The sequence below is a fragment of the Cyanobium sp. NS01 genome (assembly GCF_014280235.1).
Taxonomy (GTDB): Bacteria; Cyanobacteriota; Cyanobacteriia; order PCC-6307; family Cyanobiaceae; genus NIES-981.
This window is the reverse complement of record NZ_CP047940.1, coordinates 365,497-388,027: the sequence shown is the minus strand read 5'-3', so window position 1 is coordinate 388,027 and position 22,531 is coordinate 365,497. Positions and strand designations below refer to the sequence as shown.

Annotated in this window: 23 protein-coding genes and 1 tRNA gene; 14 read left to right on the top strand and 10 right to left on the bottom strand. The window is 70.0% G+C overall.

What is annotated here, in order from left to right; all coding sequences use genetic code 11:
- The first annotated feature begins 245 nt into the window (after nucleotides 1-245).
- Entirely contained in the window at nucleotides 246-944 is a 699-nt protein-coding gene (locus CyaNS01_RS01955; protein WP_225875750.1) for an aspartyl/asparaginyl beta-hydroxylase domain-containing protein, read from the top strand.
- Between the two features lie 64 nt (nucleotides 945-1,008).
- On the opposite strand, the gene psbD is transcribed toward CyaNS01_RS01955, so the two are convergent.
- Nucleotides 1,009-2,064: a photosystem II D2 protein (photosystem q(a) protein) gene (gene psbD / locus CyaNS01_RS01950; RefSeq protein ID WP_186698428.1), complete on the bottom strand. Its 1,056-nt coding sequence runs from the start codon at nucleotides 2,062-2,064 to the stop codon at nucleotides 1,009-1,011.
- Nucleotides 2,065-2,237: 173 nt separating this feature from the next.
- Here psbD and CyaNS01_RS01945 point away from each other — a divergent pair, with 173 nt between their 5' ends.
- The 4 genes from CyaNS01_RS01945 to CyaNS01_RS01930 all read left to right on the top strand — a co-directional run bounded on the left by CyaNS01_RS01945 (nucleotide 2,238) and on the right by CyaNS01_RS01930 (nucleotide 4,505).
- The gene (locus CyaNS01_RS01945; protein WP_186698426.1) at nucleotides 2,238-2,501 is read left to right on the top strand and encodes a hypothetical protein; all 264 of its coding nucleotides are present in this window, start codon (nucleotides 2,238-2,240) and stop codon (nucleotides 2,499-2,501) included.
- 38 nt (nucleotides 2,502-2,539) lie between these two features.
- On the top strand, nucleotides 2,540-3,250 hold the full coding sequence (locus CyaNS01_RS01940; protein ID WP_186698424.1) for an ABC transporter ATP-binding protein: 711 nt from the start codon (nucleotides 2,540-2,542) through the stop codon (nucleotides 3,248-3,250).
- A gap of 44 nt (nucleotides 3,251-3,294) precedes the next feature.
- Nucleotides 3,295-3,366: transfer RNA gene (locus CyaNS01_RS01935), tRNA-Asn, on the top strand.
- Between the two features lie 371 nt (nucleotides 3,367-3,737).
- On the top strand, nucleotides 3,738-4,505 hold the full coding sequence (locus tag CyaNS01_RS01930; RefSeq protein ID WP_186698423.1) for a response regulator transcription factor: 768 nt from the start codon (nucleotides 3,738-3,740) through the stop codon (nucleotides 4,503-4,505).
- A gap of 12 nt (nucleotides 4,506-4,517) precedes the next feature.
- On the opposite strand, the gene CyaNS01_RS01925 is transcribed toward CyaNS01_RS01930, so the two are convergent.
- The 3 genes from CyaNS01_RS01925 to CyaNS01_RS01915 are packed head-to-tail and all read right to left on the bottom strand — an operon-like array spanning nucleotide 4,518 to nucleotide 8,631.
- Nucleotides 4,518-5,492 (bottom strand): DNA polymerase III subunit delta', encoded by a 975-nt coding sequence (locus CyaNS01_RS01925; protein WP_186698421.1) that lies wholly within the window; start codon nucleotides 5,490-5,492, stop codon nucleotides 4,518-4,520.
- Nucleotides 5,489-6,136 carry a dTMP kinase gene (tmk, locus tag CyaNS01_RS01920; RefSeq protein WP_186698419.1) on the bottom strand — a complete coding sequence of 216 codons (648 nt, stop codon included), beginning with the start codon at nucleotides 6,134-6,136 and terminating at the stop codon, nucleotides 5,489-5,491. Before tmk ends, CyaNS01_RS01925 begins: the two co-directional genes overlap by 4 nt.
- Nucleotides 6,133-8,631 (bottom strand): heavy metal translocating P-type ATPase, encoded by a 2,499-nt coding sequence (locus tag CyaNS01_RS01915; protein WP_370561632.1) that lies wholly within the window; start codon nucleotides 8,629-8,631, stop codon nucleotides 6,133-6,135. The genes tmk and CyaNS01_RS01915 overlap by 4 nt, the downstream gene beginning before the upstream one ends.
- Before the next feature lie 93 nt (nucleotides 8,632-8,724).
- Here CyaNS01_RS01915 and CyaNS01_RS01910 point away from each other — a divergent pair, with 93 nt between their 5' ends.
- Complete coding sequence (locus tag CyaNS01_RS01910) at nucleotides 8,725-9,246, top strand: photosystem I assembly protein Ycf3 (RefSeq protein ID WP_186698417.1); 522 nt, start codon at nucleotides 8,725-8,727, stop codon at nucleotides 9,244-9,246.
- Between the two features lie 28 nt (nucleotides 9,247-9,274).
- Here CyaNS01_RS01910 and radA read toward each other — a convergent pair whose 3' ends face one another.
- Nucleotides 9,275-10,696 carry a DNA repair protein RadA gene (radA, locus tag CyaNS01_RS01905; RefSeq protein ID WP_186698415.1) on the bottom strand — a complete coding sequence of 474 codons (1,422 nt, stop codon included), beginning with the start codon at nucleotides 10,694-10,696 and terminating at the stop codon, nucleotides 9,275-9,277.
- Between the two features lie 103 nt (nucleotides 10,697-10,799).
- Between radA and rpaB the strand changes: the two genes are divergently transcribed.
- The 5 genes from rpaB (at nucleotide 10,800) to CyaNS01_RS01880 (ending at nucleotide 15,662) form a co-directional block, all read left to right on the top strand.
- Nucleotides 10,800-11,558 (top strand): response regulator transcription factor RpaB, encoded by a 759-nt coding sequence (gene rpaB / locus CyaNS01_RS01900; RefSeq protein ID WP_186698413.1) that lies wholly within the window; start codon nucleotides 10,800-10,802, stop codon nucleotides 11,556-11,558.
- A complete protein-coding gene (gene plsX / locus CyaNS01_RS01895) occupies nucleotides 11,539-12,849 on the top strand; it encodes a phosphate acyltransferase PlsX (protein WP_186698411.1) in 1,311 nt (436 codons plus the stop codon). The genes rpaB and plsX overlap by 20 nt, the downstream gene beginning before the upstream one ends.
- An 84-nt stretch (nucleotides 12,850-12,933) precedes the next feature.
- Complete coding sequence (locus CyaNS01_RS01890) at nucleotides 12,934-13,944, top strand: beta-ketoacyl-ACP synthase III (RefSeq protein WP_186700079.1); 1,011 nt, start codon at nucleotides 12,934-12,936, stop codon at nucleotides 13,942-13,944.
- 54 nt (nucleotides 13,945-13,998) lie between these two features.
- Entirely contained in the window at nucleotides 13,999-14,889 is an 891-nt protein-coding gene (gene fabD, locus CyaNS01_RS01885) for an ACP S-malonyltransferase (RefSeq protein ID WP_186698409.1), read from the top strand.
- A gap of 53 nt (nucleotides 14,890-14,942) precedes the next feature.
- Nucleotides 14,943-15,662 (top strand): 1-acyl-sn-glycerol-3-phosphate acyltransferase, encoded by a 720-nt coding sequence (locus CyaNS01_RS01880; RefSeq protein WP_186700077.1) that lies wholly within the window; start codon nucleotides 14,943-14,945, stop codon nucleotides 15,660-15,662.
- On the opposite strand, the gene CyaNS01_RS01875 is transcribed toward CyaNS01_RS01880, so the two are convergent.
- Genes CyaNS01_RS01875 through CyaNS01_RS01865 form a run of 3 tightly spaced genes read right to left on the bottom strand, consistent with a single transcriptional unit; the run spans nucleotide 15,619 to nucleotide 17,089 of the window.
- Nucleotides 15,619-16,227 carry a YdcF family protein gene (locus CyaNS01_RS01875; protein ID WP_186698408.1) on the bottom strand — a complete coding sequence of 203 codons (609 nt, stop codon included), beginning with the start codon at nucleotides 16,225-16,227 and terminating at the stop codon, nucleotides 15,619-15,621. The two genes, CyaNS01_RS01880 and CyaNS01_RS01875, sit on opposite strands and share 44 nt — an antisense overlap.
- Nucleotides 16,227-16,841 carry a tRNA (adenosine(37)-N6)-threonylcarbamoyltransferase complex dimerization subunit type 1 TsaB gene (gene tsaB / locus CyaNS01_RS01870; protein ID WP_186698406.1) on the bottom strand — a complete coding sequence of 205 codons (615 nt, stop codon included), beginning with the start codon at nucleotides 16,839-16,841 and terminating at the stop codon, nucleotides 16,227-16,229. Before tsaB ends, CyaNS01_RS01875 begins: the two co-directional genes overlap by 1 nt.
- Complete coding sequence (locus tag CyaNS01_RS01865; protein WP_186698404.1) at nucleotides 16,838-17,089, bottom strand: Ycf34 family protein; 252 nt, start codon at nucleotides 17,087-17,089, stop codon at nucleotides 16,838-16,840. Before CyaNS01_RS01865 ends, tsaB begins: the two co-directional genes overlap by 4 nt.
- A 28-nt stretch (nucleotides 17,090-17,117) precedes the next feature.
- On the opposite strand from CyaNS01_RS01865, the gene CyaNS01_RS01860 reads away from it, so the two are divergent.
- The 3 genes from CyaNS01_RS01860 (at nucleotide 17,118) to CyaNS01_RS01850 (ending at nucleotide 19,855) form a co-directional block, all read left to right on the top strand.
- Nucleotides 17,118-18,350: a CCA tRNA nucleotidyltransferase gene (locus CyaNS01_RS01860; RefSeq protein WP_225875749.1), complete on the top strand. Its 1,233-nt coding sequence runs from the start codon at nucleotides 17,118-17,120 to the stop codon at nucleotides 18,348-18,350.
- A 72-nt stretch (nucleotides 18,351-18,422) separates the two neighbouring features.
- Nucleotides 18,423-18,848: an RNA-binding protein gene (locus CyaNS01_RS01855; RefSeq protein ID WP_186698400.1), complete on the top strand. Its 426-nt coding sequence runs from the start codon at nucleotides 18,423-18,425 to the stop codon at nucleotides 18,846-18,848.
- Nucleotides 18,849-18,895: 47 nt separating this feature from the next.
- The gene (locus CyaNS01_RS01850; protein WP_186698399.1) at nucleotides 18,896-19,855 is read left to right on the top strand and encodes an alpha/beta fold hydrolase; all 960 of its coding nucleotides are present in this window, start codon (nucleotides 18,896-18,898) and stop codon (nucleotides 19,853-19,855) included.
- On the opposite strand, the gene CyaNS01_RS01845 is transcribed toward CyaNS01_RS01850, so the two are convergent.
- Entirely contained in the window at nucleotides 19,852-20,799 is a 948-nt protein-coding gene (locus CyaNS01_RS01845; RefSeq protein ID WP_186698397.1) for a phytoene synthase, read from the bottom strand. The genes CyaNS01_RS01850 and CyaNS01_RS01845 overlap by 4 nt on opposite strands.
- 229 nt (nucleotides 20,800-21,028) lie before the next feature.
- Nucleotides 21,029-22,450: a 15-cis-phytoene desaturase gene (gene pds, locus CyaNS01_RS01840; RefSeq protein ID WP_186698396.1), complete on the bottom strand. Its 1,422-nt coding sequence runs from the start codon at nucleotides 22,448-22,450 to the stop codon at nucleotides 21,029-21,031.
- Between the last annotated feature and the right edge of the window lie 81 nt (nucleotides 22,451-22,531).

Sequence of the window (22,531 nt, the reverse complement as noted above, 5' to 3'; positions counted from 1 at the left end):
GCCATGGCTGCGGAATCGGCCTGACCGCTCAGGCAGCCGCCGATAGGGTGCCCAGCAGGCACATGCGGCGGCAGGACGATCGGGTGCGACAGACGAGCCCAGGGAACACACGACCGGCTCAACGCGGAGCGGCAGCCCCTGGGCCAAGGCCCTGGACCCATTGGCGCCGGCGCCAATGGACCTTCCCGGCGCGCTCCCGCAAAGCGCGGCTGCGGCGCGGCCTGCATGACGCCCTCGAACGCCTGGTGAGCTGGGCCTCCATCCATGGCGACGTGCCGGTGTTCGATGCCGGCCGCTTCGCCTGGATCGACACCGTGGAGGGGCAGTGGCTGGGCGTGCGGCAGGAGCTGGAGCAGGTGATGCGCCACCGCGAGGCGATGCCCAACTTCCAGCAGATCCTGCCCCAGGTGGGCAAGATCCAGAAAGACGACCAGTGGAAGACCTTCTTTCTCAAGGGCGTGGGCATGGATTGCCGCGACAACGCCCGTCGCTGCCCCCAGACCATGGCCCTGCTGGAGCAGATCCCCCACTGCAGCACCGCCTTCTTTTCGATTCTCTCGCCGCACAAGCAGATCCCCCCCCACCGCGGCGCCTGGGCGGGAGTGCTGCGGCTGCATCTGGCCCTGATCGTGCCCGAGCCCAGGGAGCGCTGCCGCATCCGCATCGCCGATCAGCTGCATCTCTGGGAGGAGGGCCGCTGCCTGGTGTTTGACGACACCTACAACCATCAGGTGTGGAATGACACCGAGGGCTACCGGGTTGTGCTGTTCGTGGACTTCGCCAGGCCGTTGCGCTGGCCCGTGAGCCTGTTCAACCACTGGTTGCTGAGCCTGGCGGCCCTGGCGCCGTTTCTGCGCGAAGCCAACCAGAACCAGCTGGCTGCCGAGCAGAGCTTTCGCCGCTCCCTGGGAGACCGCGCTGGCACTCGCGATCCTGGCCGCTAACAGTTGCCCATGAAAAAGGCGCCCCCGAAGGGACGCTGCTGGAACGGCCGAGGCCGGACCAGGCTCAGAGAGCGTTACCGCGGGGCAGAACTTCCTCAGGGAAGACGAAGTTTTCATGCGGCTGGTCAGCCGGCGCCATCCAGGCGCGGATGCCTTCATTCAGAAGAATGTTCTTCGTGTAGAAGGTCTCGAACTCGGGGTCCTCAGCGGCGCGGATCTCCTGCGACACGAAGTCGTAGGCCCGCAGGTTCAGCGCCAGGCCGATGATGCCGATGCTGCTGGTCCACAGACCCATCACCGGCACGAACAGCATGAAGAAGTGCAGCCAGCGCTTGTTGGAGAAGGCGATCCCGAAGATCTGGCTCCAGAAGCGGTTGGCCGTCACCATCGAGTAGGTCTCCTCTTCCTGGGTGGGCTCGAACGCCTTGAAGGTGTTCGACTGCTCCCCGTCCTCGAACAGGGTGTTCTCCACCGTGGCGCCGTGGATGGCACAGAGCAGGGCACCGCCCAGGATCCCGGCCACACCCATCATGTGGAAGGGGTTGAGGGTCCAGTTGTGGAAGCCCTGCAGGAACAGCAGGAAGCGGAAGATGGCGGCCACGCCGAAGCTGGGTGCAAAGAACCAGCTGCTCTGGCCCAGGGGGTACATCAGGAAGACACTGACGAACACCGCGATCGGGCCCGAGAAGGCGATGGCGTTGTAGGGGCGGATGCCCACCAGGCGGGCGATCTCGAACTGACGCAGCATGAAGCCGATCAGGGAGAAGGCACCGTGCAGGGCCACGAACGGCCAGAGGCCGCCGAGCTGCACCCAGCGCACGAAGTCGCCCTGGGCCTCAGGGCCCCAGAGCAGCAGCAGGCTGTGGCCCATGGCGTCAGCGGGGGTGCTGACGGCGGCGGTGAGGAAGTTGCAGCCCTCGAGATAGGAGCTGGCAATCCCGTGGGTGTACCAGGAGGTGGCGAAGGTGGTGCCGGTGAGCCAGCCGCCCAGAGCCAGGTAGGCCGTGGGGAACAGGAGCAGACCAGACCACCCAACAAAGACAAAGCGGTCGCGCTTGAGCCAGTCATCGAGGACGTCGAACCATCCCCGCTGCGGCAAGCGTCCTGCAGCGATCGTCATGAGAAGCGTGCTTCATGAAGCGTTACAACAGAATCCTAAGGGGCGGAGACCCGAACTGCGCCTCACGGGGGCAGGTTTTGGGTACAACCACCTAGCCCCCTTCCCTCAGGTGCTCCACTCGGCCGCGCCTCCCGCCGCCACAGGCCAGAGTGGTCGACAGTGCCCCATCAGCCATGTACGTCGTCGAGCTCTCCATCAAGCTCAGCCCCATGCCCGTTGCGGTGCAGCGCAAGGACCTCGCCGATGCCCAGAGCCTCTACGACACGGTGCGCCAGAGCCTTGAAGGCCATGGACCCAGGATTCTGGAGCTCACCTGCGAGAAGGAACCTGACAAGAAGGTGAGCCTGCTGACCAGCGAGGTGGTGGCGGTTCAGGTCTATGAGAAGTCGGCCAGCGCCAGCAGCGGCAAGCGTCCGGGCTTCAGCTTCGAGGGCTGAACAGAGCGCCATGCTCGCTTGCCTGCCCCAGGGCTGCCATGTCTGAAGCCCTGCTTTCAGCCCAGGCGCCGCCGCTCACGGTGGAGCGCCTCAGCTTTTCCTGGCCCAATGGCCAGGCCGCGCTGCGGCACTGCGCCCTGCAGATTCCCCGGCCCGGCCTGTGGATGCTGGTGGGCAGCAACGGCAGTGGCAAGAGCACCCTGCTGCGGCTGATCGCCGGCCTGCTCGAACCCCGTTCCGGGGCCATCACCAGCCTGGCGCGTCCAGCCCTGGTGTTCCAGAACCCCGATCACCAGTTGCTGCTGCCGAGCTGTGGCAGTGAGCTGCTGCTGTCGATCGATCCTGGGCTGCAGCGCTCCGAGCGGGAGGCCAGGCTCCAGCAGGTGCTTGGGGCCGTGGGGCTGCCAGGCCTGGCGGCGCGGCCGATTCACACCCTCAGTGGCGGCCAGAAGCAGCGCCTGGCGATCGCGGCGGCCCTGGCCAGCGGCGCCAACCTGCTGCTGCTCGATGAGCCCACCGCCCTGCTCGATCCCGACAGCCAGCAGGAGGTGCTGGGGCTGATCCGCCGACTCACAGAGGACGCCCGGCGCGGCCTGACGGCCCTGTGGATCACCCATCGGCTTGAGGAACTGCGCTACTGCGACGGCGCCGCCTTGATGGAGGGCGGCCACGCAGGCCCCTGGCAGCCAGGCAACGAGCTGGCGCAGCGGCTGGGCAGCCCCTTGCAGGGCGGTAAGCCCGAGGGGTAAGGTCTCTGGGCCGGTGACGCCGGCCGAACCCTGGTGGTTCGCCTTCCTCGGTAGCTCAGTGGTAGAGCGGTCGGCTGTTAACCGATTGGTCGCAGGTTCGAATCCCGCCCGGGGAGCTTGACTCAGCCAACTGGGGTGGCCGCTCGCCCACGCCTGAACGACTCGCCTGTTGTCGAGCCGTGAGCCTCTGTGGAGACCACCGTTTCGCCCTGCATGCCAGACAACTGCCGGGGTTACAACGAAGATTTCCTAAGAAATCCTGAAGAAAGCGATCCTGACTGGGCCCAATCGTGGCCCAGAACCCAGGCCTGCACTGGAAACGACCCAGATAGCCCCGGCGTGAAGGGTGGGGCCGCCAGCGGCTGATCGCCCCATCCACGAATCCAGCGAGGACAATGAAGCCGCCGCCGACCTGTTCTGAGCCGCCAGGCCCAGGCCCAAAGGCGATCACAGCTCCCGTTGTTCCCTGCTTCGCCTTTCATCAGCCATGAAGCCCTGCATCCTGCTGATCGAGGACGACGGCGACATGCGCGACCTGGTAGCCGGACACCTTGAGCACGGCGGCTTCGATGTGCAGAAGGCTGAAGACGGCATCAAGGGCCAGGCCCTGGCGCTGCAGTACGCCCCGGATCTGGTGCTGCTCGACCTGATGCTGCCCAAGGTGGATGGCCTCACCCTGTGCCAGCGGCTGCGCCGCGACGAGCGCACGGCCCGTATCCCGATCCTGATGCTCACCGCCCTGGCGGACACCAAGGACAAGGTAAGCGGCTTCAACTCCGGCGCCGACGACTACCTCACCAAGCCCTTCGATCTCGAGGAGCTCACCGTGCGGGTGAAGGCGCTGCTGCGCCGCAGCGAGAACGCGCCCCTCTCCACCAAGCACAACGAGATCCTCAGCTACGGCCCCATCACCCTGGTGCCGGAGCGGTTCGAGGCCATCTGGTTTGACCAGGCCGTGCGCCTGACCCATCTGGAGTTCGAGCTGCTGCACTGCCTGCTGCAGCGGCACGGCCAGACGGTGTCGCCCTCCCTGATTCTCAAGGAGGCGTGGGGCTATGAGCCCGACGACGACATCGAGACCATCCGTGTGCACGTGCGCCACCTGCGCACCAAGCTGGAACCCGACCCCCGCAAGCCGCGCTTCATCAAGACGGTGTACGGGGCCGGCTACTGCCTGGAGCTGCCCAACGACGACCAGCTGGCCCAGCTCACGCCCTTGGTGGAGCAGTCGCGGGCGGCCGTCCAGGCCAGCTAGGCCCCCAGGCCCTCATCCAGCGTCCGCCAGCTCGAGCAGGGCCACTTCCCAGGCCAGGCGGGGCTGCACATGGCCCACCAGCTGCCGTCTCAGCTGTTCCAGGCGCTGCACAGGCCAGGACTGATGCCGCTGGCGCCACAACAGCAGCTGCCACCACTGCAGCAGCCAGAGTTGCTGGTCAGTGTCGAGGGCCTCGCTCAGATCCCTGGCCAGCCCCAGGGCTTCGAGCGGATCGGCGCGGTGGGGCAGCGCCGCCAGGCGTTCCGTCAGCCCCGGCGGCAGGGCCTGCCACTGCAGCCGGTGGGCCAGCAGGGCCCCCGGCGATCCGGCCGCCAGCTCCAGCAGTTCCGCCGAGTCGGGTCTTGGGGGCTCGGGTTCAGCCGCCAGCACCCTGGCCAGGCCCGCTGCATCCAGGCGAGCGAAGCGGATCTGCTGGCAGCGCGAGCGGATCGTGCTGAGCAGCTGCTCCGGCGCGGCACTGAGCAGCACCAGGCGGCCCCGGCCTGGTTCCTCCAGGGTCTTGAGCAGGGCATTGGCCGCGGCCTCGGCCATCGCCTCGGCACAGCTGAGCACCACCATGCAGCCCGGGGCCTCCACGGGAGAGCGGGCCAGGAAGCGGGAGAGGTCCCTGATCTGCTCCAGGCGCAGCTGGGGCGGCTGGCGGCGGCTGACGCCCCGCTCCAGGGCCTGGGACGCCGGCACCAGCTGGCCCTTGTCGAGGTAAGTGGGCTCCACCCAGAGCAGGTCGGGATGATTGCCGGCCTCCAGGCGGCGGCGCACGCCGGCGGCCCCTTCGGGCCCGGCGATCATGCCCTCCAGAAAGCGCCGCGCCACCAGGCCCCTGCCCACCCCTTCGGGCCCACTGAACAGGTAGGCCGGCGCCAGATGGCCACGGCCCAGGGCGGCCTCCAGCAGGGCCACCGCCCGCTCCTGGCCCTGCACATCGGCGAACAGGCTGGTCTTGGTGGTGGCGGTCGAGTGGTTCATGGCGGGGTGGCCAGCTCCCGCAGGGCCTGGCAGCAGGCCTCTGTGACCAGCTGGGGCGGGGCCGCGGCATCGATGCGCCGCCAGCCCGGCTGACGCGCCTGCTCGGCAAAGCCCCGGGCCACCCGCTCCAGGAACAGGGGACCCTCCGCCTCGATCCGATCGGCAGGCCGTGGCCCCCGGCGCCGCAGCGACTCCGCCAGGGGCAGATCGAGCCAGAGGGTGAGATCGGGCCGCAGGCCGCCGGTGGCCACCCGCTCCAGCGCCGTGATCAGGGCCAGGTCCAGGCCGCGGCCATGGCCCTGGTAGGCGGCCGTGGAGGCGCTGAAACGATCGCTGAGCACCCAGTCGCCAGCGGCCAGGGCCGGTCTGATCGTCTGCTCCACGTGCTGGGCCCGATCGGCCGCGTAGAGCAGCAGCTCCGCCGTGCTCACCGGAGAAGCCTCACCGGGGGGATGCAGCAGCAGCTGGCGCAGGGCCTGACCCAGGGGCGTGCCGCCCGGTTCGCGGGTGACCTGCAGGCTGCGGCCCTCGGGCAGACAACCGCGCCCCTCCCCCTCCAGCCAGCCCGCCAGGGCCTGCAGCTGGGTGCTCTTGCCGCAGCCATCGATGCCCTCCAGCACCACGAAGCGGCCTGGGCCGCTCATGGGGTCGATGGGGCCGGACGCTCCAGCTGCGGCCCCGGTACGGCCACGGCCTCAGGGCCAGCAGCCTCAGGGCCAACGGCCTCGGAGGGGAGGCCTGGGGGAGCACAGGCCTGCAGTCGGAGGGCATTCAGCACCACCGTGATCGAGCTCAGGGCCATCAGCAGGGCCGCCAGGGGAGGGTTCAGCAGCAGCCCCCGGCTCGGCAACAGCACACCGGCGGCGATCGGCAGCACAATCAAGTTGTAGCCAAAGGCCCAGCAGAGGTTCTGGCGCACCTTGGCCATGGTGCGTTCGGCCAGCTCCAGGGCCTGCGGTATGCCATCGAGCCGCTCCCCCAGCAGCACCAGGGCCGCCGTGTCCTGAGCCACGCTGGTGCCTGTGCCCACGGCCACCCCCAGGTCGGCGGCCGCCAGGGCCGGGGCGTCATTGATGCCGTCCCCCACCATCGCCACCGGGCCGCCGCTGGCCTGCAGGGCCTCGATGGCGGCCAGTTTCTGTTCAGGGGTCTGCTGCCAGGCCAGCTCCTGAGGGGCCAGGCCGAGGCTGGCGCCCAGGCGTCGCACCGGTTCGGCCCGATCCCCGCTCAACAGGCCCAGGCGCAGGCCTCGCTGCCGCAGGGCCGCCAGCACCGAGGCGGCCTCCGGCCTGCAGGGGTCCTCAACCGCGATCAATCCCAGCAGGCTCTGACCACTGGCCAGGGCCAGCACGCTGGCCCCCTGCCGCTCTAGCTGGTCGCGGCGCTGGCTGGCCTCGGCAAGGCTGGGCTGGCTGGCTCCTGGCAGCACCCAGTCAAGCCGCCCGAGCCGGAAGCGCACGCCTGCGATCACCCCCTCCACGCCGGAGCCGGCACAGGTGGCTGCGCTCTGCAGCGGAAGCAGGGGCAACTGGCGCCTCTCGGCCTGCTGCAGCAGCGCAAAGGCGAGGGGGTGACGGGTGCTGGCCTCGAGGCTGGCCGCCCACTGCAGCAGCTGGTCTGCGGCGGCCAGCGGCGTATCGGACCCGGCCTGGAGCCCGGGCGCGGGGAGCTCCGGAGCCAGCGCCAGCACAGCACTCACCAGGGGGCGACCGCGGGTGAGGGTGCCGGTCTTGTCGAAGAGAATCGTGCGCAGCCGCGAGGCGGTTTCGATCGCATCGCCACCGCGGAAGAGCAGGCCCCGCCGGGCAGCCACCCCCGTGCCCACGGCGATGGCCGTGGGGGTGGCCAGGCCCAGAGCGCAGGGACAAGCCACCACCAGCACGGCGATGGCGAGCTCCAGGGCCAGCGAAAAGGGTGTGCTGGCCCCCGCGCCCAGCAGGCCGTGGGGACCGTGGACAGCGTGGATGGCGCCCTGCGCGCCGGCGGGCTGCAGCACCTGGGGCCAGAGCTCGGTGCCCCACTGCCACCAGAACAGGAACGTGGCCAGGGCCAGGGCCAGCACCACCAGGGTGAAGCGGCCCGCCACCCGATCGGCCAGCGCCTGGATCGGAGCCTTGCGGGCCATCGCCCGCTCCACCAGCTGAACGATCCGGGCCACGGCGCTCTCGGATCCCGGGCGGCGCACCTCCAGCAGCAGTGGCCCCTGCAGGTTCAGGCAGCCAGCCCCCAGCTCGGCCCCTGGCTGCACCATCTGGGGGAGGGGCTCGCCCGTGAGCCCGGACACATCCAGGGACGACTCGCCCTCGAGCACCGTGGCATCGACGGGCAGTCGATCCCCCGGCAGCAGGCGGATGCGGTCGCCGGGGCGCAGGCCCCCGACACGGACCTGTCGCGCCGGACCGTCATCGATCACCAGCAGGGCCGTATCGGGCTGAAGCGCCGCCAGTTGCTGGAGGGCCTCACCGGTGCGGTAGCGGGCCCGCTCCTCCAGAAAGCGGCCGAGCAGCACAAAGCCCAGCAGCATCACAGGCTCGTTGAAGAAGCAGGGCAGGCCAGTGGACGGCCAGAGCAGGCCCACCAGGCTGGCCAGGTAGGCACTGATCACGCCGAGGCCCACGAGGGTGTCCATCGAGGGCAGCCCGGCCAGGGCGGAGCGGGATCCGGCGATGAGGATGCCGCGGCCTGGTCCGGCCAGAGCCAGGCTGGCCACCACGGCATGGGGCCAATAGGAGCCGGGCTGGGGAGCCAGATGGCCGAGTGCTGACAGCAGCAGCAGCCCCAGGGCCGCCAGCAGCTGCCGCCAGCGGCTCCACCAGCCCTGCTGCTGCCTGCGGCCGGCCAGCGAGAGGTCCTGGCCAGAACCCTCCCGGAGCCGGGCCTCGAAACCCAGGGCCGCCAGGGCCTCCTGCAGCCCGGACACGCTGGCCTGGGGGCCTCGGGCGCTGGCCGGGCTGGGCTCGAGATCCACCCAGGCGGTGCGGGTGAGCAGGCTGACGCTGGCGTGACGCACCTCGGGCTGGGCCAGCAGACGCCGTTCCACCGCCCGCACGCAGCCGCCGCACTTCATGCCTTCGATCTCCAGCAAGAGGGGCTCGGGCGACAGTGGAGGCAGGGGCGCAGCCAGACCCGGTGCAGACAACTGGGATCAGGCTAGGCCGCACGATCGGGCCTGGCCGATCCGCCGCCGCCAGATCGGCCAGGATGGAGCCACTCGAAGCTCGCTGACCCGCCGGTGCCCCGCTCCCAACGCAACGACAACTTCATCGACAAGAGCTTCACGGTGATGGCCGACCTGATCCTCAAGGTGCTGCCCACGAACCGCCGCGCCAAGGAGGCCTTCGCGTACTACCGCGACGGCATGAGCGCCCAGGCCGATGGGGAGTACGCCGAGGCCCTCGAGAACTACGAGGAGGCCCTCATCCTGGAGGACGACCCCAACGACAAGGCCTTCATCCTCTACAACATGGCCCTCGTGTTCGCCTCCAACGGTGAGCACCAGAAGGCGCTCGACTTCTATGGCCAGGCGCTGGACCTCAACAGCAAGATGCCCCAGGTGCTCAACAACATGGCGGTGATCCACCACCACCTGGGCTCGATCGCCGAGGAGAAGGGCGATGCGGATGAGTCAGACCGCTGCTACGACCTGGCCGCCGAGTGCTGGGCCAAGGCGATCCGCATGGCCCCCAACAACTACATCGAGGCTCAGAACTGGTTGAAAACCAGCGGCCGCGGCAGCGTGGACGTCTACTTCTGAGGTACACCGCGAGGGCCTGCCCCTGCTTTCAACCGGGCTCGTCCTCCTCCAGGCTGACCCCCAGGGCCGCCACCAGAGCCTCCGCCACGGTGCCCGCCTCCAGCACCTGCAGCCCCGCCACCCGGGCCGATCCGGCCAGGCCGCTGGCCCGGGGCACCACGGCCCGGGCAAACCCCAGCCGCTCCGCCTCCTGCAACCGCAGCTCCAGCTGGCCCACGGTCCGCAGCTGCCCCCCCAGCCCCAGCTCGCCCACCAGCACCGTGCCCGGCGGCAGCACCAGATCGCGGTAGCTGGCCACCACCGCCGCCGCCACGCCCAGATCCGCGGCGGGCTCCTCCACCTCCAGCCCTCCGGCCACGGCCAGGTAGCAGTCGAAGCGCGACAGCGGCAGGCCCAGATGCTTCTCCAGCACGGCCAGGATCTGGTGCAGGCGGTTCACGGCGATGCCCGTGGCGCTGCGGCGGGGGCTGGCGTAGCTGGTGCCGCTCACCAGCGCCTGCAGCTCCACCAGCAGGGGCCTGGTGCCCTCACAGGCCACGATCGTGGCGCTGCCGCTGCTGGGCTCCGCCCCCCCCAGGAACAGCTCACTGGGATTGCTCACCTCCGCCAGCCCCTGATCGCGCATCTCGAACACGCCGAGCTCGTGGGTGGCCCCGAAGCGGTTCTTCACGGCCCGCAGCAGCCGATGGCTGGCGAAGCGGTCGCCCTCGAAGGTGAGCACCGCATCCACCAGGTGCTCGAGCACCTTGGGGCCGGCCAGCATGCCCTCCTTGGTCACGTGGCCCACCAGCAGCACGGCCGTGTCCTGGCGCTTGGCGATGCGGGCCAGGGCAGCGGCGCACTCGCGCACCTGGGCCACCGAACCCGGAGCACTGGCGAGCTGGGCGTCGTGCAGGGCCTGGATGCTGTCGATGATCGCCACGGCAGGACGCAGGGCCTCCAGCTCCTGCAGCACCAGTTCGAGATCGGTCTCGGCGAGCAGCTGCACATCGGCCTCAGCGGCCTGCGCTGGCACCGCCAGGCGGCGCCAGCGCAGCTTCACCTGCTGGGCCGACTCCTCGGCGCTCACGTAGAGCACTGAGGCCTGCTCGGCCATCGCGCGGGCGCTCTGCAGCAGCAGCGTGCTCTTGCCGATGCCGGGATCCCCGCCCAGCAGCACCAGGGAGCCCGGCACCAGGCCGCCGCCCAGCACCCGGTCCAGCTCGCCATAGCCGCTGGCCAGCCGCTGCAGCGGCTGATCGCCGGCGGCCTGGATCGACTGGGACCGCCGCGGGCGTACCGCGGAGGCGGCCCCGGGGACAGCGGGGGTGGCCCTCAGGCGACGGTTGTCGCTGGAGCCGGCCTGCTCCACCAGGGTGTTCCAGCTGCCACAGGCGTTGCAGCGCCCGAAGAACTGGCGCGACTGGGCCCCACAGCTGCTGCAGACGTAGATGGAGAGGGGCTTGGCCAAGGGCTGGCGGGCGGGGACTATGAAGAAAGGTGGCTTTGCATGAAATAAGAGCCCCTCTGGCCTTTTCAGTAGGGCGATCTGATGTACAGGCCGAACGGAGGAGATGACGGCGTCACCCACCAGTCCAGTTCGAGAGAAAGAGACGATCCTGGTCGTCGATGACGAGGCCAGTATCCGCCGGATCCTTGAGACCCGGCTGTCGATGATCGGCTACGAGGTGGTGACCGCCGCCGACGGGCTGGAGGCCCTTGAGCGCTTCCGGGAGCAGCCCCCCGACCTGGTGGTGCTCGACGTGATGATGCCTCGGCTGGATGGCTACGGGGTGTGCCAGGAGCTGCGCAAGGAATCCGACGTGCCGATCGTGATGCTCACCGCCCTCGGCGACGTGGCCGACCGGATCACAGGCCTGGAACTGGGCGCCGACGACTACGTGGTGAAGCCCTTCAGCCCCAAGGAGCTGGAGGCCCGCATCCGCTGCGTGCTGCGCCGGGTGGAGAAGGAACAGGTGGCCGGCATCCCCAACTCGGGGGTGATCGGCGTGGGCGACCTGCGCATCGACACCAACAAGCGCCAGGTGTACCGCGGCGATGAACGGATCCGCCTCACCGGCATGGAGTTCAGCCTGCTGGAACTGCTGGTGAGCCGCAGCGGCGAGCCCTTCAGCCGCGGCGAGATTCTCAAGGAGGTATGGGGTTACACCCCTGAGCGTCACGTGGACACCAGGGTAGTGGATGTCCACATCTCCCGGCTGCGCTCCAAACTGGAGGATGATCCGGCCAACCCCGAGCTGATCCTCACGGCGCGGGGCACCGGCTACCTGTTCCAACGCATCGTCGATCCCGTTGCCTCCGAAGGAGCCTGAAAAGCGCACCAAACAGCGGCGGGCGATCCGCCGCCTGGTGATCTGGTATCGCCGCAATGCCGCTGTGACCTCCCTGGTCGGCACCGCCAGCACCGCCGCCAGCACGGCGGTGTCCGGGGCGGGCAGCGTGGCCGGCGTGGCCAGCAGTGCCGCCAACACCGTGCTGCAACCGCTGGTGGTGGACCCGCTGCGGCGCCTGCAACGGGGTCTGGGCGGGCCCGATGAGGACGTGCCCATCAACGACGCCGACCGGCTCTGGGTGGCCGTGGACGGCATGGGCGGCGACCACGCCCCGGGGCCGATCCTGGAGGGCTGCCTGCAGGCCGTGGAGCGCCTGCCGCTGCGCGTTCGCTTCGTGGCCGAAACCACCCTGCTGCACGCGGCTGCAGCCGAGCTCGGACTGCACGACCGCCTCCAGGAGGCCATCAGCGCCGGGCTGATCGAGCTGGTGCCCAGTGGCCCTTCGGTGGGCATGCACGAGGAGGCCACCGTGGTGCGCCGCAAGCGCGATGCCAGCATCAACATGGCCATGGACCTGGTGAAGCAGGGCCAGGCCACAGCGGTGTACTCGGCCGGCAACTCGGGCGCCGTGATGGCCGCCGCGATCTTTCGGCTGGGCCGGCTCAAGGGCATCGACAGGCCCGCCATCGGTGCCCTGTTCCCCACCAAGGACCCCGAGCAGCAGGTGCTTGTGCTGGATGTGGGCGCCAACATGGACTGCAAACCCGAGTGGCTGCTGCAGTTCGCCCTGCTCGGCAACATCTACAGCCGGGACGTGCTGCAGGTGGCCCATCCGCGCATCGGCCTGGTGAACATCGGCGAGGAGTCGTGCAAGGGCAATGAGCTCTGTCTGCGCAGCCACGGGCTGCTGAGTTCCGAACCCCGCTTCCGCTTTGCCGGCAACTGCGAAGGCCGCGACATTCTCTCCGGCGCCTTCGATGTGGTGGTGTGCGATGGCTTCACCGGCAACGTGCTGCTCAAGTTTCTGGAGAGCGTCGGCAGCGTGCTGCTGGACGTGATCAAGGTGGAGCTGCCCCGAGGGCGCCGCGGCAAGGTGGGCTCGGCCTTCCTGATCAACAACCTGCGCCGCATCAAGAAGCGCCTCGACCACGCCGAACACGGCGGCGCTCTGCTGCTCGGCGTGGACGGCGTGTGCGTGATCGGCCATGGCAGCAGCAAGGCCCTCTCGGTGCTGAGTGCCCTGCGGCTGGCCCACTCGGCCGCCAACCACGGCGTGATGGAGAATCTGCACGCCCTCAGCCAGGAAAGCGGCGCTGTGGCCTGTGGTTGACTGAGCCCACTTGTGGGTCGCCCGCCCTTGGCTCTCGGCGTTTCGCTCTCCCAGGCAGAAACCCAGGGCAGGGCCGCCACCGGCATGGCCCTGGTGGGCTGCGGCAGTGGGGTTCCCAGTGCCAGCGTCAGCAACGAGGATCTGAGCCGGCGCGTCGACACCAGCGATGGTTGGATCCGCTCCCGCACCGGCATCGGAGCCCGCCGGGTGGCGGGACCAGGCGAGCCGCTCACAGCCCTGGCGACCCAGGCCGCCGCGGCCGCCCTGGCCCATGCCGGCTGGCGGGCTGAGGATCTCGATCTGATCCTGCTGGCCACCTCCAGCCCCGACGACCTGTTCGGCACGGCCCCTCTGGTGCAGGGGCAACTGGGCGCGGTGAACGCGGTGGCTTTCGATCTGACGGCGGCCTGCAGCGGCTTTCTGTTCGCCCTGATCACCGCGGGGCAGTACATCGCCGCCGGGTCCGTGCGCCGGGCCCTGGTGATCGGCGCCGACCAGCTGAGTCGCTGGGTGGACTGGGACGATCGGGGCACCTGCGTGCTGTTCGGCGACGGCGCCGGCGCCGTGGCTGTGGAAGCCTGTGCGCCTGAAGCCACGGGTCTGCTGGGCTTCCGGATGCGCTCCGACGGCTCCCGCAACGCCTGCCTCACCCTGGCCCAGACCGACGAGCAACAGCCCCTGCTGGACGGGCTCACCAGCCAGCGGGGTGGGTTCGCCGCCATCCGGATGAACGGCCAGGAGGTCTACAAGTTCGCCGTGCGGGAAGTGCCCGCGATCCTCGCCGAGCTGCTGGAGAGCACGGGTACGGCGCCGGCCGAGCTGGACTGGCTGCTGCTGCACCAGGCCAACCAGCGCATCCTCGATGCCGTGGCGGAGCGCTTCGCCGTGCCGCGGGAGCGGGTGCTGAGCAATCTCGCCGCCTATGGCAACACCTCGGCCGCCACCATCCCGCTGATGCTGGATGAAGCGGTGCGCGATGGCCGGGTGCAACCGGGCCAGCTGCTGGGCAGCAGTGGCTTCGGAGCGGGCCTGAGCTGGGGAGCCGCCCTGCTGCGCTGGTCTGGTCCCCGGGCCGCCACCAGCCCGGAGGCCTGAGGCTGTGGGTGGGGTCTGGCCGTAGCCTCTGGCGTTGTGATCAGGGGCAGCGGGATGGGAATTGCCTGGGTGTTTCCCGGCCAGGGTTCGCAGAAGCTGGGCATGGCCGCAGGCCTGCTGGAGCTGCCCGGGGCGCGGCAGCGTTTCGACCAGGCCTCGGCGCTGCTCGGCCGCGACCTGCTGGCCATCTGCGCCGGTGAGGCCGAGGGCGAGCTCTGCGACCTCAACGACACGCGCAACACCCAGCCGGCCCTGTTCGTTGTGGAGAGCCTGCTGGTGGATGGCCTGCGGGCCCAGGGCCGGCAGGCCGATCTGGTGGCAGGGCACAGCCTCGGTGAGCTGGTGGCGCTCTACGCCGCCGGGGTGTTCGACGTGACCACCGGCCTGGAGCTGATGCGCAGCCGCAGCAGCCTGATGGCCGCAGGCGGCGGTGGGGCCATGACGGCGGTGATGGGATTCGAGCGCGCGCTGCTGGAGGAGCTGGTGGCCGCCAACCCGGAGGTGGTGATCGCCAACGACAACAGCAGCGCCCAGGTGGTGCTCTCGGGAACGCCCGAGGCCGTGGCGCAGGTGAGCGAGGCGCTGCACTGCCGGCGCGCCGTGCCCCTGGCGGTGAGCGGAGCCTTCCACTCACCGTTCATGGCGGAGGCCGCCGAGGCCTTTGCCCGCCAGCTCGAGAACGTGCCCTTCGCCGATGCCAGCGTGCCCGTGCTCAGCAACACGGACCCCACCCCTGAAACCCGCGCTGAAGCGCTCAAAGCCAGGCTGGGGCAGCAGATGACCACGGGCGTGCGCTGGCGCGAGACCATGGCCCAGTGTGAGGCGGCCGGCATCACCACGGCCGTGGAGATCGGCCCAGGGGCGGTGCTCAGTGGCCTGCTGAAGCGCAGCTGCCCCGGCATCAGCACCGCCCAGATCGCCGGCACTGCCGACCTGGGTCTGTGAGCCGCTCCGGACTGCGCCCGGGCAGCCGGTCGGTCAACGCCGTGAAGCGGGTGCTGCGACGCCGCAAGCGCAGCGAACCACCGGCCCTGATCCGCACCCCCAGACCCAGCCTGGTGTATCGGCTGATCAGCTATCTGCTGGTGTTTCCGATCTACCGCCTGCTGTTCCGGGGGCGCACCGCGGGCAACGGCCATGTGCCCAACGAGGGGGCTCTGGTGGTGGTGGCCAACCACGGCTCCCACCTCGATCCGCCCCTGCTGGGCCATGCCCTGGGCCGGCCCGTGGCCTTCATGGCCAAGGCCGAGCTGTTCCAGGTGCCACTGCTGGGGGCGATCATCCGGGCCTGCGGGGCCTATCCCGTGGCCCGGGGCGCCAGCGACCGCGAGGCGATCCGCACCGCCACCGACCGCCTAGAGGAGGGCTGGGCCACCGGCGTGTTTCTCGATGGCACCCGCCAGAGCGACGGCCGGGTCAACACCCCCCTGGCGGGGGCTGCCCTGCTGGCCGCCCGCAGCGGCGCAGCCCTGCTGCCGGTGGCGATCCTCAACAGCCACCGGGCCCTGGGCCCTGGCGGCTCCGGCATCCGGCTGGTGCCGATCCACATCCGCATCGGCACGCCGATTCCCCCGCCCGGCTCCCGCCGTCGGCCCGATCTGGACGCCGCCACCCGCGCCTGCCAGGAGCAGATCAATGCCCTGCTCGACCAGGGGCTGATCGGCCGGAACCGCCTCAGCGGAGCTCCAGACTCAGCCGCTCTGCCGCCCAGCTCCTGAGATCGCGGCCGCTGATCACCCACAGCGCCGCCCGCAGGCCATCACCCCAGATCTTCTGGCGGCTCTCGGGGCTGCAGAGGTCGGCGCAGTCCACCGGTTCAGGCGTGAGGTGGATGCCCCTGCTGCCGGCCACGATGCGGCCCACGAGCAGAGCGCGATCCATGTGGTCCTGGCTGGTCACCAGCAGGGCATGGCGGATGCGGGCCCGGCGCAGGTCGTCCACCAGGGAGGTGAAGTTGGTGAGGGTGTCGTTGGCGCGGTAGTCGAGCTTCACCTGGCCGGGCTGCAGACCCTGCCGCTCCTCGAAGAGCCACTGAGCGAATTCGGGATTGCTGCCGCCGCTCACCACCACGGGAAGCCCCTGCTCGGCAGCGATCTCGGCCGCATGGCGCTCCCGCTCCACATCACCGCCGAGCACCAGGATCATCTGGGCCGGTGGCGGCGTCGGCCACCACCAGCCCCGGGAGAGCATCGCCAGCGCGGCTGCCAGGGCCAGCAGCAGCCAGCGCTTGCCGCCACGGCGACGGCGCCGGGGCCGCTGCTGCCGGCGGGAGGCAGGGGCCATCAGAGCGGCACCGGAGCGGTGGGGTAGAGCGGCAGCACCGGCTGCCAGGGCGCCGGCACAGCAGCGGCGTGGGCCTCGGCGCTCAGCTCAAGCAGCTGCACCACGTCGCGCTCCACATCCACCTCCGCCGCCAACACCGGCAGATCGGGCTCCGCAGCGCGCAGGGCCTCGCTGTCCTCATAGAGCCGGGGCTGACGCCGTTGCGCCATGCCCCCCAGGGCTTCGGGGCAGGGACCATAGACACCGGCCACGACGCCCCGGCGCGGCAACGCCTGGCTCAGCCAGGTGGGCCCGGCCAGGTGCAGGCGCCGGGCCACCAACAGAAAGCTGCCCACGCCATCGAGGGGAATCTCCAGCTGCTGGGCGAGGGTGCGGGCCAGCACCACCGTGAGCCGGGTGCCGGTGAAGCCGCCCGGCCCCGTGGCCACGGCCAGCCGCGCCAGGGCTGGCCAGGACTGGGCAGGCAGCAGCGACTCGACGCTCTCGAGCAGGGCGCCGGAGAGATCCCGGCCCAGGGGGAACTGCCGCACCTGGTCAGGGATGTCGTCCTCAAGGCTGCGGAGGCCGACGCCAAGCACCGGGCTGGAGCTGTGCAGGGCCAGGAGCCAGCTCATCGGGGGCAGGCCTCCCCGGGGCGCAGGCGCTGCCAGCGGCCGGGATCGGCCGCGAAGGAGTCGCAGGCCCGCACGTCCCACTCCACGCCCACACCCCCGGCCGCCAGGTCGAGCACCTGCACGTGGATGCGGGGCTGGGAGGGGCGGAAGTCGGGCTCGGCGCTGAGGTGGAGCACACCGTGCTGCCGCTCCACCGCGTGGTAGGCCTGACAGCGGTCGACCCAGCGGCAGTTCACGCAGATGCACATCCCGGCCAGGTCGCGCCAGGCGCCCATTGTGGCGGGCAATCTGCCGGCTGACGAGCGGGCGGTGCGGCTGTGGGAGCGGCTGGCGCCCCAGCACTGGCCCGTGCCCCCGGACCACTTCCCCGCGGGCTGCGCCCTGGTGGGGGGAGCCGTGCGCGATGCCCTGCTGGGCCGCCTGGCGCCCTGCCCCGACCTTGACCTGGTGGTGCCGGGCGCAGCGATCAGCCTGGGGCGGCAGCTGGCCCGCCGCTGCGGCGGCACCTGTGTGGTGCTGGACTCCGAGCGCGACATCGCCCGGCTGGTGCTGCGGGGCTGGACCCTCGACCTGGCCCGGCAGGAGGGCAACAGCCTCGAGCAGGACCTCCGCCGCCGCGACTACACCGCCAACGCGATCGCCCTGCCCCTGGCCCCCGGCAGCCCCCTGCTGGATCCCACCGGCGGCCTCGGCGACCTCAGAGCCGCTCGCCTGGCCGCCGTGAGCGAGGCCAACCTGCTGGCCGATCCGCTGCGGCTGCTGCGCGGTCTGCGCCTGGAGGTGGAGCTGGAACTCGTGCTGGAGGCGCGCAGCCGCAACTGGATCCGGCGCCACGGGGCAAGGCTCGCCGAGGTGGCCGGCGAGCGGGTGCTCACCGAACTGGAGAAACTGGCCACGGCCCCCGGCGGCGAGCGGGGCCTGGCCGGATGTGCCGGGCTGAGTCTGCTGGCCCCCTGGGGGGCCGATGCCACGGCTGAGCCCGTGCTGCTGAGCCTCAGCCTTGAGCAGGCCGAGGCCTGCGGGCTCGGCAGCGCGGCTGCCTGGGCCCTGCCGCTGGCCCGGCTGGCGGCGCTGCTGCCGCCTGAGGCCCTGGGCCAGCTCCGGGCCAGCCGTCAGCTGCAGCAGCGCAGCGGACGGCTGCGCCGGTGGTGGCGGCGGCTGACACAGGCCGCGGCGGGAGCCGCGCTCACGGAGGCCGAGCAACTTCAGCTGCACCTGGACCTGGAGGCAGACCTGCCGGCCCTGTTGCTCTTCCTGCCGGCGCCCCAGGCGAAGCAGCAGATGGAGCGCTGGCATCTGGCGGAAGACCCTCTCTTCCACCCCAGCTCTCCTCTCAACGGCGTGCAGCTGCAGCAGGCCCTCGGGCTGGCGCCGGGGCCCGAACTGGGAGTGCTGATGAGGCATCTCACCCAGGAGCGGGCCTTCGGCCGGATCCCGCCGCAGGATCCGGCGGCCAGCAGGGCGGCTCTGATCGCCGCCAGGGCCTGGCTCGACCGGCGGCATGGTTAACTTCCAGATGTCATAGGCGTGTGTCCGAGGTTTTCCTCGCCTGCGAAACGTTTTCCTATCCCATCCCCTGCCATGAGCATTCGTCTCTACGTCGGCAACCTGCCGCAAGCTTTTGATGCCAAGGAGCTCGAGGCTCTGTTTACGGCCATCGGGGAAGGGGTGCGCTTCAAGGCCGTCAATGATCGCGACACGGGCGCCTGCCGCGGTTTCGGCTTCGCCAACGTGGACGACCAGAAGCTGGCCGACGCCGTGATCGAGCAGCTCAACGGTAAGGACTTCGGTGGCAACACCCTGCGCATCGAGGTCTCCGAGCGCCGAGACGCCCGTGCCACCGCCACCGCCGACCGCCGTGGTGGCACCGGCAGCGCCCCCCAGCGCAAGGCCGTGAACAAGGTGGTCCACGCCGACCAGGTGGACAGCGAGGCCCCCGACCCCCGCTGGGCCGGCGAGCTGGCCAAGCTCAAGCAGCTGCTCGACAACCAGAAGGCCGCGGTCTGAACGCGGCTGGAGGCGGCCGGCAGCCATCCGTTCCCCGCCCCAGCCCGATGGTCACCTCTCCCTACCCCCCGGCCTGGCTGGCGGCCATGACCTGGCGGGGCTGGCGGGTGGCCTATCTGAGCGCGCCGGCCCTGAGCAGCACGCCGGCGGCGCCGGTGCTGCTGATCCATGGCTTCGGGGCCTGTAAGGAGCACTGGCGTCACAGCGTGGAGGCCCTGCGGCAACAACGGCCTGTGTATGCCCTTGACCTGATCGGTTTCGGGGCCAGCGACAAGCCCCGCTCCCGCCTGGGCGACGAACCCGAGCTGCCGGGCTCCCTGCGCTACGGCATGGAGCTCTGGGCCGATCAGGTGGTGGCGTTCATCGCCTCCCAGCAGTTGGACACGGTGCAGCTGGTGGGAAACTCCATCGGCGGCGTCGTCGCCCTGGCCGCCGCTGCCAAGCTGGAGCGCAGTGGCCGGCCCGCCCTGGGCGTGGTTCTGGTGGATTGCGCCCAGCGCGCCCTCGATGACAAGCGCCTGGTGGACCAGCCCGCAGGGCTGCGCCGCCTGCGCCCGGCCCTGAAAAGCGTGGTGCGCCAACGCTGGCTGACCCAGTTGCTGTTCCGCTCCTTCGCCCGGCCGGAGGCGATCCGCCGGGTGCTGCTCCAGGCCTATCCCAGCGGCCGCAACGTGGATGAGCAGCTGGTGGCGTTGCTTCTCACCCCGGCCCAGCAGCCCGGCGCCAGCGAGGCCTTCCGCGGCTTCGTGAATCTCTTCGACGACTGCCTGGCCCCGGACCTGCTGGACCAGCTGGCCACGCCCGTGACCCTGATCTGCGGTCAGGCAGATCCCTGGGAGCCAGTGGCCGAAGCCCGCCGCTGGCAGCGCTTCGCCTGTGTGCGGCAGCTGCATGAACTGCCGGGGCTGGGCCATTGCCCCCACGATGAGGCCCCGGAGCAGGTGAACCCGTTGCTGCTGGAGGCCCTAGCCGAAGCGGACCAGGGACTGAGCGCCCCGGCTGGTTAGCGCACCTGGGCCACAACGAAGGACAGCGGCAGGTCGAGCAGCTTGCCGGTGCGGGGCACATAGGCCCGCTTGTTGAACACGTCGTAGTTCTGCTGCTCGATCACATCGAGAATGCCGCGGTAGAGCCGCAGCGAGGCCCACACCGGCCAGCGGGCATCGGGAGCCAGCCAGCGCACGCCGGCCTCCGAGCGGGCAAACCACTGACGGGCCCGGGTCACCTGGAAGCGCATCAAGGCCCGCCAGTTGTCGTTGAGCACCCCCGCCAGAAGCTGCTCCTCGCCGTAGCCAAACCGCGCCAGCTCATCCTGGGGCAGGTAGATCCGCCCGCGGCTGCGGTCTTCGCCCACGTCGCGCAGGATGTTGGTGAGCTGGTTGGCGATGCCCAGGGCCACGGCCGCATCCGAGGTGTCTGGGGCAGCACTCCAGGGGGCCGACGTGTAGGCGGCGTCGCGGCCCATCACCTCCTGGGTCATCAGGCCCACCGTGCCCGCCACCCGATAGCAGTAGAGCTCCAGCTCGGCAAAGCTGGTGTAGCGCTGCCGGCTCAGGTCCATGCGCTGGCCCTCGATCATGTCCAGGTAGGCCTGCAGCGGCTGGGGATAGCGCTCAAGGGTGTCCTGCATGGCCAGATCCAGGCCGTCGTGGACCACCCCGTTGAACAGCTCCCTGGTGCGCAGCTCCCAGGCATCGAGACGCTCAGCCAGCTCCTGTTCGGAGCGCGCCTGGGCCTCGGCGCTGTCCATCAGCTCGTCGGTGCGGCGGCACCACACGTAGATCGCCCAGATCGCCCGGCGCTTGGCCGGAGGCATCAGCAGGGTGCCCAGATAAAAGGTCTTGGCCCACTCGGCCGTCTCCTGCCGGCAGTGTTCGTAGGCCTGAGCAAGGCTGGGGAGCACCACAGGTCGGCTGGGACGCTGGCCATGGTGGCAGAGCTGGGCGGTCATCCCCGCACCAGCCGCTGTGGACGGCAATCGAGCGTCATGGACGAGGAGGACAGGGCGGGACCCTCGGCTGCGGCGTGGCGGGGGGACAGGGCCTGGGGGGAAGCGGTGGTGATGGCAGAGCGGCCGGGGAGCAGGGGGCGGACCCGGGGTGGCACCGGGGCAGGGCCTGGAGCGGAGCTCCGCACCAGAATCGTCAGGGCACCATCCTGACCCACGCTCCGCCGCCCGTTCAGGCTGCCGGGCTGAGCTGGCGCCCGGCAGGGGAGGACTGGAGCCCTTCAGCGGCAGCCGCCACCGCCTGGGCACACTGCTTGCCACTGAGCACCGCCCCCTCCATGGAGGCCAGATAGCGCTGCATGGTGTAGTCGCCAGCCAGAAAGAAGTTGGCGATCGGCGAGGCCTGATCCGGGCGCAGTTTCTGGCAACCGGGCACCGTCTTGTAGACGGACAACGGCGTTTTGACCACGATCGACTTGCGCAGCTGGGCCTGGTTCTCACCGGTGAAGTGCATCGGGAACAGTCGCTTGAGCTCCTCCATGGTGGCCGCCACGATCTCCTCATCCGGCCGGCCGATCCAGTCCTTGGCGGGGGCGAACACCAGCTCCAGCATCGAGCGGTTCGGATCTTCGTATTCGCGGCAGGTGTTGCTCATGTCGGCGTAGACACTGAGCAGGGGGCTGCGGCTGAACAGCAGGTGATCGATCGTGGTGAGCTTGCGGTCGAACCAGAGGTGGATGTTGATCACCGGCACTCCCTTGAGGCCATCGAGTTTCTGGAAGTACGGCATGGCCTTCCAGGGCTCCGGCAGCAGCAGCTTGAAGGGATCCACCGGCAGGGCACTCACGTAGGCATCGGCCTCGAGGGTGTAGGCCTGCTTGCCCTTGATCCCGGCGATGCGAAACCCCTGAACGGTGCCGTCCGGGTTCAGGGCGATCTCCCTCAGGGGCGCGTCGAGATGCACCTCGCCGCCGCGGGCGGTGACGTAGTCAACGATCGGCTGACACAGGCGCTGCGGTGGGTTGCCGTCGAGGAAGGCCATCTTGGAGCCATCGCCCTCCTGCAGGAAGCGATTCAGGGCGGTGAGCACCACGGTGCTGGAGATCTCATCGGGATCGATGAAGTTCAGCGCCTTGGCCATGGCGATGAACACCTCATCATTCACCCGCTCTGGAATGTTGTGGATCTGCAGCCACTCAGTCCAGGAATACTTATCACACTCTTCCACATAACCTTGCCCCCGCAGCATGGCCGGCACCAGGCCCAGCCCGAAGGAAATCTTCTCCGGCCAGGTGAGCATGTCGTTGTTGCCCAGAATCGCGGCCACACCGTTGAAGGGTGCTGGGATCTCCGGAAAATCAAACCGGCTGTAGGTGCCTGGCGTTTCCTTCTGATTGAAGATCATCGAGTGGCTCTTCCACTGCAGCCGATCTTCAATGTCCAGCTCCTTGAAGAGCTGGCGCATGTTGCGGTAAGCCCCGAAAAAGATGTGCAGCCCGGTCTCGTACCAGTCGCCGTCCTCGTCCTGCCAGGCGGCCACCTTGCCCCCGAGCACGTCGCGCGCCTCCACCACCAACGGAGTGTGGCCGGCATCGCAGAGGTACTTGGCCGTGGCAAGACCCGCCAGTCCGGCACCGGCGATCGCGACCCGCATAGCCCAGGGAACAAAGAAGGTCAACCATAAAGGTGGCTGCCTGAGCAGCGCGGCGCCGGGGCCACGGCTGGCCGCGCCCAG